General features: G+C 59.6%; 17 protein-coding genes. 14 read left to right on the forward strand and 3 right to left on the reverse strand.

Annotated features, from left to right (window positions below; all coding sequences use genetic code 11):
- The first annotated feature begins 68 nt into the window (after nucleotides 1-68).
- The 4 genes from P7F28_RS28850 (at nucleotide 69) to P7F28_RS28865 (ending at nucleotide 1,984) form a co-directional block, all read left to right on the forward strand.
- Nucleotides 69-446 (forward strand): type II toxin-antitoxin system VapC family toxin, encoded by a 378-nt coding sequence (locus P7F28_RS28850; protein WP_277188268.1) that lies wholly within the window; start codon nucleotides 69-71, stop codon nucleotides 444-446.
- Nucleotides 447-611: 165 nt separating this feature from the next.
- Nucleotides 612-686 (forward strand): pyrroloquinoline quinone precursor peptide PqqA, encoded by a 75-nt coding sequence (pqqA, locus tag P7F28_RS28855; protein ID WP_008354335.1) that lies wholly within the window; start codon nucleotides 612-614, stop codon nucleotides 684-686.
- Between the two features lie 45 nt (nucleotides 687-731).
- Nucleotides 732-1,301: a DUF447 domain-containing protein gene (locus P7F28_RS28860; protein ID WP_277188269.1), complete on the forward strand. Its 570-nt coding sequence runs from the start codon at nucleotides 732-734 to the stop codon at nucleotides 1,299-1,301.
- The gene (locus P7F28_RS28865; protein WP_277188270.1) at nucleotides 1,298-1,984 is read left to right on the forward strand and encodes a (5-formylfuran-3-yl)methyl phosphate synthase; all 687 of its coding nucleotides are present in this window, start codon (nucleotides 1,298-1,300) and stop codon (nucleotides 1,982-1,984) included. The genes P7F28_RS28860 and P7F28_RS28865 overlap by 4 nt, the downstream gene beginning before the upstream one ends.
- Here the strand turns inward: P7F28_RS28865 and P7F28_RS28870 are convergent.
- From P7F28_RS28870 to P7F28_RS28880, 3 genes are read right to left on the reverse strand one after another with little or no spacing between them, the layout of a single operon-like run.
- A complete protein-coding gene (locus tag P7F28_RS28870; protein WP_277188271.1) occupies nucleotides 1,973-2,560 on the reverse strand; it encodes an aspartate kinase in 588 nt (195 codons plus the stop codon). The two genes, P7F28_RS28865 and P7F28_RS28870, sit on opposite strands and share 12 nt — an antisense overlap.
- Nucleotides 2,561-2,601: 41 nt before the next feature.
- Nucleotides 2,602-3,675 carry a hydantoinase/oxoprolinase family protein gene (locus P7F28_RS28875; RefSeq protein WP_277188272.1) on the reverse strand — a complete coding sequence of 358 codons (1,074 nt, stop codon included), beginning with the start codon at nucleotides 3,673-3,675 and terminating at the stop codon, nucleotides 2,602-2,604.
- Nucleotides 3,672-4,685: an ATP-grasp domain-containing protein gene (locus P7F28_RS28880; RefSeq protein WP_277188273.1), complete on the reverse strand. Its 1,014-nt coding sequence runs from the start codon at nucleotides 4,683-4,685 to the stop codon at nucleotides 3,672-3,674. The genes P7F28_RS28875 and P7F28_RS28880 overlap by 4 nt, the downstream gene beginning before the upstream one ends.
- A gap of 13 nt (nucleotides 4,686-4,698) precedes the next feature.
- On the opposite strand from P7F28_RS28880, the gene P7F28_RS28885 reads away from it, so the two are divergent.
- The 10 genes from P7F28_RS28885 to P7F28_RS28930 form a co-directional block, all read left to right on the forward strand.
- Nucleotides 4,699-5,391, forward strand: coding sequence for a HisA/HisF-related TIM barrel protein (locus P7F28_RS28885; protein ID WP_277188274.1), 693 nt, complete (start codon nucleotides 4,699-4,701; stop codon nucleotides 5,389-5,391).
- A 211-nt stretch (nucleotides 5,392-5,602) separates the two neighbouring features.
- On the forward strand, nucleotides 5,603-6,805 hold the full coding sequence (locus tag P7F28_RS28890) for a formylmethanofuran dehydrogenase (RefSeq protein WP_277188275.1): 1,203 nt from the start codon (nucleotides 5,603-5,605) through the stop codon (nucleotides 6,803-6,805).
- Nucleotides 6,802-8,499 (forward strand): formylmethanofuran dehydrogenase subunit A, encoded by a 1,698-nt coding sequence (locus P7F28_RS28895; protein ID WP_277188276.1) that lies wholly within the window; start codon nucleotides 6,802-6,804, stop codon nucleotides 8,497-8,499. Before P7F28_RS28890 ends, P7F28_RS28895 begins: the two co-directional genes overlap by 4 nt.
- Nucleotides 8,500-8,504: 5 nt before the next feature.
- Entirely contained in the window at nucleotides 8,505-9,431 is a 927-nt protein-coding gene (gene fhcD / locus P7F28_RS28900) for a formylmethanofuran--tetrahydromethanopterin N-formyltransferase (RefSeq protein WP_277188277.1), read from the forward strand.
- Complete coding sequence (locus P7F28_RS28905; RefSeq protein ID WP_277188278.1) at nucleotides 9,428-10,243, forward strand: formylmethanofuran dehydrogenase subunit C; 816 nt, start codon at nucleotides 9,428-9,430, stop codon at nucleotides 10,241-10,243. The genes fhcD and P7F28_RS28905 overlap by 4 nt, the downstream gene beginning before the upstream one ends.
- A gap of 45 nt (nucleotides 10,244-10,288) precedes the next feature.
- Nucleotides 10,289-10,855: a cytochrome b gene (locus P7F28_RS28910; RefSeq protein ID WP_277188279.1), complete on the forward strand. Its 567-nt coding sequence runs from the start codon at nucleotides 10,289-10,291 to the stop codon at nucleotides 10,853-10,855.
- Nucleotides 10,852-11,772: a pyrroloquinoline quinone biosynthesis protein PqqB gene (gene pqqB / locus P7F28_RS28915; protein WP_277188280.1), complete on the forward strand. Its 921-nt coding sequence runs from the start codon at nucleotides 10,852-10,854 to the stop codon at nucleotides 11,770-11,772. The genes P7F28_RS28910 and pqqB overlap by 4 nt, the downstream gene beginning before the upstream one ends.
- Before the next feature lie 22 nt (nucleotides 11,773-11,794).
- Nucleotides 11,795-12,529 carry a pyrroloquinoline-quinone synthase PqqC gene (pqqC, locus tag P7F28_RS28920; RefSeq protein ID WP_277188281.1) on the forward strand — a complete coding sequence of 245 codons (735 nt, stop codon included), beginning with the start codon at nucleotides 11,795-11,797 and terminating at the stop codon, nucleotides 12,527-12,529.
- On the forward strand, nucleotides 12,526-12,834 hold the full coding sequence (gene pqqD, locus P7F28_RS28925; protein WP_277188282.1) for a pyrroloquinoline quinone biosynthesis peptide chaperone PqqD: 309 nt from the start codon (nucleotides 12,526-12,528) through the stop codon (nucleotides 12,832-12,834). The genes pqqC and pqqD overlap by 4 nt, the downstream gene beginning before the upstream one ends.
- 4 nt (nucleotides 12,835-12,838) lie before the next feature.
- A partial coding sequence (locus tag P7F28_RS28930) for a radical SAM protein (RefSeq protein ID WP_277188283.1) occupies nucleotides 12,839-13,406 on the forward strand: 568 nt, incomplete at its 3' end.

Here is a 13,406-nt window from a genome sequence, read left to right on the forward strand (position 1 = left end):
TCAGATATCGAGGAAGCCCTTAATGGTCCATGGCCCGAAGAGGTGCTCGCAGCAATGGGAGCACGTAAATGCGGCTTTTGATCGATACGCATATCTATCTATGGAGCATCATGCAGGATCGTCGCCTGTCGAATGACGCACGCGGGCTGTTATCTCAGGCGGACGAGGTGTATGTCAGCAGCGCAAGTATCTGGGAGTTGTCGATCAAAGCATCGCGCGGAAAGCTCGAACCGCACGTCGAGGAATTTGTTATGCAGATACGGCAGAGCGGATTCCACGAGCTTGAGGTGAGATACGAACACGCCTTCGTGGCACGCGATCTGCCGTTCTTGCATTCCGATCCCTTCGACCGCATGCTGGTTGCGCAAGCTGCAAGCGAACTCATGCGCTTCCTCACTGCCGATCGCATGCTCGCCGACTATCACCCCTGCGGGATACCCGTTTGACCACGCGCGCGCCGGACGTAGCGGCGACGTTCGGCGCACACTAACGAATGAAACACTTTGCTGCGATAACGCCACACCACGCGCCAGCAAGTCACTGAGCACAACATTGGCACGCCACTTGCATCCATCCAAACCGCTGTTCAACTACCTTATGGAGAATTGCGCATGCAATGGACGACACCCAGCTTCACCGATATGCGTTTCGGCTTTGAAATCACGATGTACATCGCCACGCGCTAAAGGTGCGCACGAAGCCTCAATCGGCTTCGTGCCGACATCCGCCTCATGATCCACGAGACGATCGTCACCACCGCCGATCGCGATGGCCGCGCGCACATCGCGCCGATGGGTGTGCGCTTCGAACGCGGCTTTGCGATTCTTTCGCCGTTTCGCCCTTCCACGACGCTCGACAATGTGATCGCCACACAAAGCGCGGTCATCAACTTCTCCACCGATGCACGAATTTTCGCGGGCTGCGTGACCGGCACAAAACGCGACTGGCCGACAGTTGCCGCGCGCGTCGTGCCATCCGTGCGTCTCGCCAATACGCTCGCCCACACCGAACTGCGCCTCGCCGAAATCAGCGATGACCCCACGCGCCCCGTATTGCGTATGGAATGCGTGCATCGTGAAACGCATGCGCCGTTCGAAGGTTTCAATCGTGCGCAGAATGCCGTCGTCGAAGGGGCGATTCTCGTGAGTCGTCTTTTCATGCTGCCCGCGGAAAAAGTGGACAGCGAAATCGCGTACCTGCAAATCGCCATCGATAAAACCGCCGGCGATGCAGAGCGCGAAGCATGGCAATGGCTTCTTCAGGCTATCGAACGTCATAGAAACAGCGGAGCAACCCGATGACCGCGTTACTCGCCAGCGTCCGTTCGATCGAAGAAGCACTGGATGCCGCGCGCGCGGGCGCCGATCTGATCGATCTGAAAGAACCCCATGCGGGCGCGCTCGGCGGCGTCGAAGTGCATGAGATCGCGCGAATCGTGCGGCGATTGCGCGCCGAATATGCGGCGCGTCCGATCAGCGCCACGATTGGCGATCTGCCCGATCATGCGCTCGATGAAATGACCACGCGCGTGCTCAAAGTCGCCGCGACGGGCGTCGATTATGTGAAAGTCGGCATTAGCACGGAAGCAGCGTTGAAGCATCTTTCCAGCGTGCCCGCTGTAACCGTGCCCGTGCTGCTGTCCGATCGAGGCATCGATCATAAGCTTGCCTTAATGACGGCGGAACTTCGCTTTCCCGCAATCGTGTTCGATACGGCCTTGAAAGATGGCCGAACCTTATTCGATTGCGTATCGTTCGAGGCGTTGCGTGAATGCGTCCGTGAACTACGCGCACGCGGGGTGATGACGGGCATCGCCGGATCGCTCGGATGGAATGATCGCGATTCGATTCGCGCAATTGCACCTGATTTCGCAGGCTTCAGAGGCGCGTTGTGCTCAGGCCACGCAGGCCGCCACGATCGCAAAGGCAAACTCGATCCATCGCTCGTTAGCCGATGGGCGCACGCGTTACATTCAAACAGCTAGATTGAGCAGCCGATCCCGCATGATTGAACCATCGTCCTTCGACAACACTTCGACCACGTAATTGGCATCGCGCACATAGGCGGGAAAGCGCGCATCCACGACACCGCTTGCGGCCAGCGCCTCGACCGAAGCATCCGCTGCGACCGCGCAAGACTTCACGATCATCAGACGTTCAGCGTTGAGCGAAGTGGAAAGCCACGCCGCGAGACTATCCGATGTCGTGTCCCAGTTCGTCATGCCATCGGCCGTGGTGCGCATGAGATCGGTAGGAATCCAAACTGCCACGTGTCCATCACGCAAGGCACGCCGGATGCGATCTTCGTTGGAAGCCAACACGAGTTCGGGCACGACGCCCTGCATCAGAATGGCGTATTGCGCCATTGCGAGCAGACACATGTTGTGCGCTGCAAGATCGTCGAAACGCCATTCGTGCTGATACTGCCGCACCGCATCCGCGAAATCGCCCCCGCCCGGCACGATCACCACGCGCCCGCCGCCTACTTCCCAAAGCTGCGTGAGCCACTCGCGCAGCGCTGGGTCGTGACTCAGGCTCCCGCCGATCTTCACCACCCACATGTTCTTGTCCTCGTTCGTTCTCCGCTATATATCTCAAAGTATCACGCTACGCGCATCGATGCAGTAGTGTCATTCATTGCCCGCGCGGCAAGCATCGCAACGGCCACGCTCGGCGCACAGGTCGATACCCATTCGGCGCGTTCCGCGTCATCGTCCGATACCCCCGCGAGCCGCGCAAAGTCGATATAACCGCGCGCCTCCTCACGCGCCAGCGCCGCCGCAAGAAAGCGCCCGCATCCCGCACCGACAATCGGCGCGCGCGCCAGCGATTCATGCTGCGCACTCACGCGTGCAAGACTCGTTTCGAGCGTGCGCATCTGCTCATGACGCCATGCGAGCGCAAAGCGCCGCCATTCGGCGTCGGTGGCGTCGGCGGCATCACGTCCGATCATTCGGGCGATGCGCGCGCGGCTTGCGCTTTCGGTTTTAGGACCGTTATCGGCGCTTGCATGCTGGTCGTGTCCTGCACGCAACTCACCCGTCAGACGATACACATCCGCCGTCGTCGCGAACCATTCGTTCATCACGCTCGTGGTTTCGCCACGAAACGCAATGCGATGCGCGACGCCACACAAAGGCGTGCGTACGATACCTTGATAAACCAGTTCGCCGGATATCAACCGTTCGGCATCGTTGGCGCCGCGCGCAATCACGCGTCCGCCCGCGATCGGAATAATATCCGTAGTTGTGCTGCCGATATCGACGAGCACGGCATCCTGCAAGCACGTGGCGACCCATTGCGCCGTCGCCATCCAGTTCGCCGATGCCACCTTGCGCCAGTTCTCCGCGCACGCCGAACGCGCGAGCCAGGCATCGCCTGCATAGAACACCGTGCGCGGTCCGAGCCGTTGCGCGAGCGCGCGTGTGAGCGCGCGCACGCCTTCCGCGCGGTCGGTGAAGAGATCGACCATCTCACCGGTCATGGTGACAGCATGGCGCGAATGCAACGCGTCGGGCCATCGTTCGAACACCGAATTAATTACGCGTTCGAGATGCGGCAGACCTTGCCACAAGGGACACGCCCATTGCGCGACATCTTCGAGCGCGCCCGCTTGCGTCATCGAGACCTTCACGTGTGCGCCGCCTACGTCCCAGCCGAAAACGCGTGCGTTCATGATGACGCTCCGGCCAGACGCAGCGATGAATCGTCGTGACTGAAGCCGGGCACGCGATGCGCCGCAAGCAATTCAGCCGCTAAATTAAGGCCTTTTTTCGATAATTCCGCATACGCCACCGTCAATCTCGGATTCACTTCGATCACCACCGGCCCGAGTTTCGAGGACCACACCAGGTCGATGCCGACGAAGCCGCGCAAACCCGGCATGGCATCGACCACGCGCATTGCGAGGCGTTCGAGTGCGCGACCTTGTGGGCTATGTCTGCTGAACACATCGACATCCACACCATCGAATTCGATGATGCCCGACTCCGACATGCCAATGCGCTGACGATTGATCGACACCAGCCGCGCGCCCGCATCGCTACAGATCAGCGATAAGCTGAGCGCATCGCCATCGATCCATGCCTGAAGCACAGGATTGCGGCCCGCTTCGGCACGCGCTTCGTATTCGGCGCGCGCTGCGGGCAAGGCGTCGAACATGCGGGTATCGAGACCGCCCGCGCCATCGTCGGGCTTGACCACCCAACGGTGCGATACGTTGGCGATCGCCTCGTCGGGATCGAGCGCGGGCGTCGCGCCGATGCCGTGCGATGCGAGCAGCGCCGCCGTCGCACTCTTGCTCGATGCCGCGCGGATCGCTTCCTTCGCGCAGCCGAGCCAGCGCGCCACGCCGACCGCATCGTGCAGGCGCAGCAGCAGGCCGTCGCATTCCGGTGCGATGATGCAGGCGTAGTCGTGTTCGCGCGCCACGCGTGCGACAAAGCGCGTGACCGGTTCGGCGGGCGCGGCGCGTGCATGTTTGATATGCGCGTCCGGTTGCTCGAAGCGCGAACACGCTATCGTCACGTCGATTTCGGCCAAGGCGCGCAAATCCGCCGCGATGGCGTCGCGCATCACGCGGCCTTCGACGATGAGCGCGGAGAGATCGGCGAGGCTGCCCGCGCTCGCCACATCGGGATCGATACCGCCGCCGGTGAGATACTCGAATACGAAGATCTTGATCAAAGGAAAGCCATCCATGCAGGTGATACCCGTTCTCGATCTGCTCGACGGACATGCGGTGCGCGCAGTACGTGGCGAGCGCTCGCAGTATCGGCCGATTCAGTCCGCACTCTGTGCATCGAGCGATCCCTTGCTCGTTGCCCACGCATTACTCGATACAACCGGCGCGCACACCTTGTACGTCGCCGATCTCGGCGCCATTCTCGGGCGTGGGGATCATGCCCGACATCTTGCTGCGTTAAGCGAAGCCTTAGGCGAAGGCTTTTCCATCTGGATCGATGCAGGTTTCAGCGATTTCGCATCAGTGCCTACGTACTTCGAACGTGCGCGTGCCGAGCATCGTGCGTCGTTAATTCCTGTCTTCGGCACTGAAACCCTGCGCGATGTTCACGCGCTTGCCCAATCGCGCGATGCAGGCTTCGATCCCATCCTTTCGCTCGATCATCATCGCGGTCGCTCACTCGCGCTGTTGCCCGACGACGATGCTTCGTGGTGGCCGTCACGCGTGATCGTCATGACACTCGATCGTGTCGGCGCGAACGCCGGTCCCGATCTCGATACGTTTGCTGCGGTCCGCGCGCTTGCTCATCAACGCGAGTTGATTGGCGCAGGCGGTATCCGTAATAACGCGGATATCGCACTCGCCGCTTCATCGGGTGCTTCCGCCTGGCTCGTTGCGTCTGCGCTTCATGATCTAAGCCTTGGATGATGATTCAAGTTCCATGCCATGACAGCACGATTGGTTTCATCGAATAAGGAGTGTTGCATTGACTCAATGGCACGTGACAGTGTGTTGCATTGCGGAGCAATTTAGCTTCGCGCCTACGTGTCGTGGCCGCCTGTTCTATTCGTATGCAAACCGGCATGGACCTTGCTAAAAAGCATGACCCCTCTAAAAACCGAATGTCCAGAAGAGTCCAGTGCAAACCACTTCATCCACAGACGCACGAGAAGAACAGCACTGGACCTGTCCGTTCTGCCCGCTGCTATGCGATGACATCGTGATCGATACGGCGGCGCAGACGTGCCCGCGTCTGCGCGATGCCCTCACGCATTTCAGCGATCAGGACACGAATCGCTGTCCCGAGATTGATGCGCAAGCCACCGAATTCTCATCCGCGTTATCGGCAGCGGCGAAAATCCTCACGCAAGCGAAACGCCCCTTGTTTGGCGGACTCGCAACCGACATTGCTGGCGCACGCGCGCTCTACGAGCTGGCCGCGACGCACGGCGCGATACTCGATCACCTACACGGCGACGCGCTGGCCGCAGGCACGTTCGCGATGCAGGATCGCGGCGCGTTCTTTACTACGCTATCCGAAATACGTTCGCGCGCGGATCTCGTGATCGTATTCGCGTGCGATCCATCGCGGCGTTATCCACGCTTTTTCGAACGTGCGGTTGGACTTGACGCGCAAGTTATTCATATGGGCTCCGAAGCAAATAACGCGCTTCTGAAAGGAATCGATCCGTTCGATATTCTCGCGCTATGGTCCGCGCAGATCGAAACCGGCCGCAGGCATCTCTCCGATGAACTCGCCGCGTTGACGAAGCGCATCGAGGCCGCTCAATACACCGCGTTTATCTACGAACCCGCTGCGTTGCCGCAACCGCACGCCGCGTTAGCGATCGAAGCGCTGCATCGCATTGTGAAGGCGTTTAATCGCACGGTGCGAGCGGGCGCGCTTGCACTGACCGGCGACGATGGCGCGTTAAGCGTGAATCAAACGATGACGTGGCTATCGGGCTTTCCGCTGCGTACGCGTGTGGCTTATGGCGAACCGCTCGATCACGATGCGCATCGTTACTGCACCGAATCACTGTTGAAGCATCGTCATATCGATGCGTTGTTATGGGTATCGAGTTTCGCGCCCGAAGCATTGCCTGCATCGCTCGATGATGAGATGCCCGTGGTCGTGCTGGGTCATGCGCAAACGCCCACGCTAAAGCGAAAAGGTCCGACAGTGTTCATTCCCGTCGCCACGCCCGCGATGGATCACACCGCGCATCTGTTTCGTGTCGATTCCTCCGTCGTCGCGCCGTTGAACGCCGCGCGTAAAACGAGCTTGCCAGGCGTTGCACAGGTCGTCGTCGAACTGACGAAGCAGCGGAGGCCGTCATGAGCGTGACACGCTTGCGCGGCGGCACGCTCTATGATCCGGCGAACGGCATCGACGGCATCAAGCGAGATATCTATATTTGCGATGGCCGCATTATCGGTACACCGAACGAACCTATACAACCCGATCACGATTTCGATGCGACCAGCATGATCGTGATGGCAGGCGGTATCGACTTGCATTCGCATATCGGTGGCGGCAAGACGAATCTGTCGCGCCTGTTGCTGCCGGAGGATCATCGCAACGATCCGCGCGCTGTGCCCGATCGTCCCGACGAAGGCCGTTATATGCGCTTGCCTTCGTGCGGCACGTGTACGCCGGGCACGCTCGCGGCGGGTTATCGCTATGCGGAGATGGGTTATACCGCAGCGTTCGAGCCCGCGATGATCGCCTCCAACGCGCGCCATGCACATCTGGAAATGGGCGATACGCCGATCATCGATCACGGCGCTTACGTCATGCTCGGCAATGACGAATTCTTTCTGCAAATGCTTGCCGCGCATGAGGACTCCGAACGGTTGCGCGATTACGTCGGCTGGACCATCAACGCGAGCAAGGCGCTCGGCGTCAAAGTCGTGAATCCGGGCGGTATCTCCGCATTCAAGTTCAATCAACGTTCGCTCGATATCGACGAGAAGCACGTGCATTACGGCATTACGCCGCGCGACGTGCTCACGACGTTGACGCAAGCGCTGACCGAATTGCGCGTGCCGCATCCGCTGCATGTCCATGCGAGCAATCTCGGCGTGCCGGGCAATATCGAATCGACCATCAAGACGATGGACGCCGCCGAAGGCTTGCCGATCCATCTCACGCATATTCAGTTTCACAGCTACGGAACCGATGGACCGCGCAAGTTTTCATCGGGCGCGCAGGCGATTGCGGAAGCGGTGAATGCAAGGCCGAACGTGAGCATCGACGTGGGCCAGATCATGTTCGGCCAGACTGTCACCGCATCCGGCGACACGATGATGCAGTTCAAAAACGCGCCGCTGGCGAACCCGCGCAAATGGACGCTCGGCGATATCGAATGCGATGCGGGCTGCGGCGTGGTGCCCTTTCGTTATCTCGAGCAGAGCTTTGTGAACGCTTTGCAATGGATCATCGGACTGGAAATCTTTCTGCTCGTGGATGATCCGTGGCGCGTGTCGATGACCACCGATCATCCGAACGGCGCGCCTTTTACGAGCTATCCGCACCTGATTCGTCTGTTGATGGACAAGTCCTTCCGCGACGCGCAACTCGACACGCTTCACGCCGATGCAAAGACCGCCAGCGCCCTGCATGAAATCACGCGCGAATTCTCGCTCTACGATATCGCCATCATCACACGCGCCGGTCCTGCGCGTTTGCTCGGCCTCACGGATCGCGGACATCTCGGCGCAGGCGCTGCGGCGGACATCGCCGTGTATCGTGACGATGCGGATCGCGAGCGCATGTTCACATCGCCTGCTTACGTTTTCAAAGATGGCGAACTCATCGCGCGCGACGGCACGCTGCTCAAAACGCCTGCAGGCGGCATTCACTATGTGATGCCCGATTACGATCGCGCCATCGAGAAACGTGTGCGTTCGTACACCGAAGCAACTCTCGCCAGCCGATTTGAAAACGCCGCAATCGGCGACGATGAAGTCTGCACGTTCTGCAACGGCGGCAGGCTCCTGCCCGTCGCCTGCTTCGCAACGGACCGCCGGTGACGCCGATGCGAATCAACGACACGCTGATCGACGATACCTTTGCCGAAGCCTTTCCGATGAAAGCGACGCGTCTTGTCATCACCGCGCATACGCCGACATGGGCGCGACATGCGGCGAACTCGTTGACGGGTTTTGCGACGTCGGTGATCGATTGCGGATGCGAGGCAGGCATTGAACGCGAACTCGGCGTGGATGAAACGCCCGATGGCAGACCGGGCATTGCGGTGTTGATGTTCGCGGTTTCATCGAAAGAACTGGCGAAGCAGATTGCACGACGCGTCGGTCAATGCGTGCTGACGTGCCCGACGACCGCGGTATATGGCGGCATCGATACTTCGGCGTGCAAAGCACCGCTCAGTGATAACGCACCGCTTGGCGCAGGATTGCGCTTCTTCGGCGATGGCTGGCAGATATCGAAAGTGCTCGACGGCACGCGTTACTGGCGCATACCGGTGATGGACGGCGAGTTCGTCTGCGAAGACACGGCAGCGACCGTCAAGGCCGTAGGCGGCGGCAATCTGCTGTTCCTTGCCACGGACATCGACAGTGCGTTGCACGCAGCCGAAGCCGCTGTTACCGCAATGCACGCGTTGCCGAACATCATCACGCCGTTTCCCGGCGGCGTGGTGCGTTCGGGATCGAAGATCGGTTCGAAATATGCGGGCGCGACCGCATCGACCAACGATGCGTTTTGCCCTACGTTGACGGGCTTATCGAAGAAAAGCGAATTGACGGACGAGGTGGCGTGCGTGCTCGAGATCGTGATCGACGGACTGACCGATGCAGACGTCGGCGCGGCAATGACAGCGGGCATTCAAGCCGCGACATCGATCGGTCGCGCGGGCGGCGTGTTGCGCATTTCGGCTGGAAATTATGGCGGCAAGCTCGGGCCGTATCACTTCAGGCTGCATGAACTGGCGAGCCGCTTATGAACGCGACCACGCTCCGCATACGAAAACCCCTTGATTTCAAGGTTGATGCGTCTAAGTTACTTCCAGCTGCGCTGGCAGTATTATCGTCAGATGAATTGACGCGCTTCGCATTGAGCGACGCGAACTGCGTGCTCGGCGATCTCTTCGACATCATGCAAGCCGATGCCGACGCGCCCTCGCTGACTATCGAAGGCGACGCGTCATGGCTTGATCATCTCGGCGCGAAGATGAACGAAGGCACGCTTACGGTGCGCGGAAACGCGGGCGATTACACGGGTTTCGGCATGAACGGCGGCGCGTTGCGCGTTCATGGCGACGCGGGCATCTTTACAGCCTGCGAAATGCAGAACGGACGCGTAACGATTCACGGCAACACCGGCGATTTCGCAGCGGGCGCGCTCCCCGGCCACATGGAAGGCATGAGCGGCGGCGTGCTGACAATCGAAGGCAACGCAGGCGCGCGGCTCGCGGATCGCATGCGGCGCGGCACCGTGCTCGTCACCGGAAATGCAGGCGATTTCGCGGCTTCGCGGCTGATTGCGGGCACGGTCTGCATCGGCGGGAAAGTGGGTGCACACTTGGGCTACGGCATGCGGCGCGGCACGGTTTTACTGCTGCAAACGCCGCCGCGCATACCACCCACTTTTACCGTTGGCGGCCACGGTTTCGAGGTGTTCTGGCGTCTTTTCACGCGCACGCTTTCACGTGAAATCGCGCCCTTCGTCACGCTCGATCAACGCGCGTTACCCGTGCGCCACGCGGGCGACCTCGCGGTGGATGGACGGGGGGAATTGCTGATCGCCAAATCATGAACGGACGACAAGAATGCAGGGTACGTACTCGGGAGAAATGACACCATGAGCGCCGCGCGCACACCGACGACGCCGCGTAACGCAGGCCTCGCGAACGAATCGTTCGCTCGGCCGATGATCGCTTTGCATTGGCTGATCGCGATCGCCATCATCGCGATGTTGTGCATCGGTTTCTATATGGGAAGCCTGCCGCGCGGGCTGCCGTTCAAATCGACGCTGACGAACTTTCATAAGTCGCTCGGCATCACGATTTTCCTGCTGGTGCTGCTCCGCATCTGGGCACGCTCGGCTTATGGCCGCCCGCCTCTGCCACCGATGCAGACGTGGCAACGCGCCGCCGCGAGCATCACGCAGGCTCTTTTATACGTGGGCATGATCGGCATGCCGCTGTCGGGTTATCTGGGTTCGTCGTTCAATAAGTTCGGCACCAAGTTCTGGGGCTTGCCGTTGCCACAATGGGGTTGGGACGACAAAGCCATCCGCCACATATTCTTTAGCATTCACGAATATCTTGCGTGGATGTTGATTGCGCTGATCGCATTGCATTTTCTCGGCGCGATGAAGCATCAGTTTATCGACCGCGATGGTCTTTTGCGGAGGATGTGGCCGTGAAAATACGCGTGCTCGGATCGTCGGCGGGCGGCGGGTTTCCGCAATGGAATTGCAATTGCCGCAATTGCGACGGCGTGCGGCGCGGCACCATTGCTGCGCGCGCGCGTACGCAGTCGTCGATTGCGGTAAGCGAGAACAATGAAGATTGGCTGTTGGTGAACGCGTCGCCGGATATTCTTGCGCAGATCGCTGCGAATCCCGAATTGCAGCCGGCAAGACATGTACGCGATACCGGCATCGCCGCTGTCATTACGATGGACGCGCAGATCGATCACGTGACCGGCTTATTGATGCTGCGCGAACGCGGCACGCCCCTGCCGCTTTATACGACCGATGCCGTATGGCAAGACCTCTCAACGGGCTTTCCCATCACATCGATTCTTTCGCATTACTGTGGAATCGAGCATCGGCGAATCATGCTGGATGATGAAGCGTTCGGCGTGCCCGAGTTGCCGCATGTTCGTATCGATGCGTTGCCTTTGTCGAGCAAAGCGCCGCCTTATTCACCGCATCGCGAAGCGCCTGAACGGGGCGACAATATCGGCCTCATATTCACGAACAATGCCACCGGCAAGCGCGCATTTTATGCGCCGGGTTTAGGCGAACTCGAACCGCACATACTCGATGCCATGCGCAAAGCCGATTTGCTTTTAGTCGATGGCACCGTGTGGACCGACGATGAAATGATCCGCCTGGGTCTTACGAAGAAAACCGGCAAGGACATGGGCCATCTGGCGCAAAGCGGCGTGGGCGGCATGATCGATGTGTTGGATTCGATCGAACGTGCGGGCGTAAGAAAGGTGCTCATTCACATCAACAACACGAATCCGATCCTGATCGAGGACGGTCCCGAGCGGCGCATGCTGACGGAGCACGGCATCGAAGTCGCGCACGACGGCATGACGTTCGAGCTATGAATAACGCATGGAGCAGGCGCGCATGATGAATCCGACCACCGGCCCGATCTTTACCGCATCGAACGATGCCGGGCCTGCATGGACGCGCGAGCAGTTCGAAGAACAACTGCGCGCGAAAGGCACGGCGTATCACATCCATCATCCGTTCAATGTGAAGATGAACAGCGGCGGTTGTTCGAAGGAACAGATTCGCGGATGGGTGGCGAATCGCTTCTACTATCAGATCAATATTCCGCTGAAAGACGCGGCGGTGATGTCGAATTGTCCCGATCGTGAAACGCGGCGACGCTGGGTGCTGCGCATTCTCGATCACGATGGTTATGAAGATCAGCCCGGCGGAATTGAAGCCTGGGCGCGTCTGGGCGATGCAGTCGGTCTCTCGCGCGACGATCTCTGGTCGCTGAAACTCGTCACGCCGGGCGTACGCTTCGCCGTCGATGCCTACGTGAATTTCGCGCGCCGCGCGCCGTGGCAGGAGTCGGTGTGTTCATCGCTTACTGAGATGTTCGCGCCGCAGATTCATAAGGATCGCTTAGCGACGTGGCCCGAACATTATCGGTGGATCGAGCCGGAAGGACTTGCGTATTTTCGATCGCGAGTATCGCTGGCGCAGCGCGATGTCGAGCATGGACTCGAAGTCACGCTCGCCCATTTCACCACGCGCGACCAGCAACAACGCGCGCTCGATATTCTGCAATTCAAGCTCGATATCCTTTGGACTATGCTCGATTCGATCGAAAAGGCCTTCCCGTCATGAGCGATTCCGATTCGACCAAGCGCATTCAGGAAGCAGTGGAAGCGCCCGACGATTCCCTGCATCCGAAGATCAGAAAGCTGTTTCGCCTGCAATGGGAACCGGCGCAGGACGCGCATGTGTTGCTGTATCCCGAAGGCATGGTGAAGCTCAATCAAAGCGCCGCGCAAATCCTTTTGCGATGCGACGGCACGCGCGATATCCCTGCACTCGTCGCCGATCTCGAACAAGCATTCAACACCACGGGACTAGGCGACGACATACGCGCGTTCATTGCCGGCGCACGTCAACGGGGATGGCTGGAGTAACGTGATGACCGACTTGTCCGAACACAAAGGTGCAACCATACCGCCGCCGCTTTGGTTGCTGGCGGAACTGACGTATAGGTGTCCGTTGCATTGCGTGTTCTGCTACAACCCGACCAATTACGCCGATCACTCGCGCGAACTCGATACCGCGCAATGGATCGACGTGTTGCGTCAGGCGCGCGCAATCGGTGCCGCGCAATTGGGCTTTTCCGGTGGCGAGCCGCTGTTGCGCGACGACCTCGAAATGCTGGTCGGCGAAGCGCGCACGCTGGGCTTTTATACGAACCTAATCACGTCGGGCATCGGATTAACGGACAAGCGGCTCACTGCATTGAAGGACGCAGGACTCGATCATATTCAGCTCTCGTTTCAGGACTCCACGCAGGAACTCAACGATTTTCTATCGCATACGAAGACTTTCGATCTGAAGAATCGCGTGGCCAAAGCCATCAAGGCGCACGACTTTCCGATGGTGCTCAATTGCGTGCTGCATCGCTATAACCTGCCGCATATCGGACGCATCATCGATATGGCGCTGGAGATGGGCGCGGAGTATCTGGAACTTGCGAATA

The sequence above is a fragment of the Caballeronia sp. BR00000012568055 genome (genome assembly GCF_029439455.1).
GTDB lineage: Bacteria > Pseudomonadota > Gammaproteobacteria > Burkholderiales > Burkholderiaceae > Caballeronia.

Coding starts and splice junctions, on each gene's coding strand:
- fhcD (WP_277188277.1), top strand. CDS start 8,505: ATGCGAATCAACGACACGCTGATCGACGATACCTTTGCCGAAGCCTTT.
- P7F28_RS28860 (WP_277188269.1), top strand. CDS start 732: ATGATCCACGAGACGATCGTCACCACCGCCGATCGCGATGGCCGCGCG.
- P7F28_RS28885 (WP_277188274.1), top strand. CDS start 4,699: ATGCAGGTGATACCCGTTCTCGATCTGCTCGACGGACATGCGGTGCGC.
- pqqD (WP_277188282.1), top strand. CDS start 12,526: ATGAGCGATTCCGATTCGACCAAGCGCATTCAGGAAGCAGTGGAAGCG.
- P7F28_RS28865 (WP_277188270.1), top strand. CDS start 1,298: ATGACCGCGTTACTCGCCAGCGTCCGTTCGATCGAAGAAGCACTGGAT.
- P7F28_RS28910 (WP_277188279.1), top strand. CDS start 10,289: ATGAGCGCCGCGCGCACACCGACGACGCCGCGTAACGCAGGCCTCGCG.
- pqqC (WP_277188281.1), top strand. CDS start 11,795: ATGATGAATCCGACCACCGGCCCGATCTTTACCGCATCGAACGATGCC.
- P7F28_RS28875 (WP_277188272.1), bottom strand. CDS start 3,675: ATGAACGCACGCGTTTTCGGCTGGGACGTAGGCGGCGCACACGTGAAG.
- P7F28_RS28895 (WP_277188276.1), top strand. CDS start 6,802: ATGAGCGTGACACGCTTGCGCGGCGGCACGCTCTATGATCCGGCGAAC.
- P7F28_RS28905 (WP_277188278.1), top strand. CDS start 9,428: ATGAACGCGACCACGCTCCGCATACGAAAACCCCTTGATTTCAAGGTT.
- P7F28_RS28870 (WP_277188271.1), bottom strand. CDS start 2,560: ATGTGGGTGGTGAAGATCGGCGGGAGCCTGAGTCACGACCCAGCGCTG.
- P7F28_RS28850 (WP_277188268.1), top strand. CDS start 69: ATGCGGCTTTTGATCGATACGCATATCTATCTATGGAGCATCATGCAG.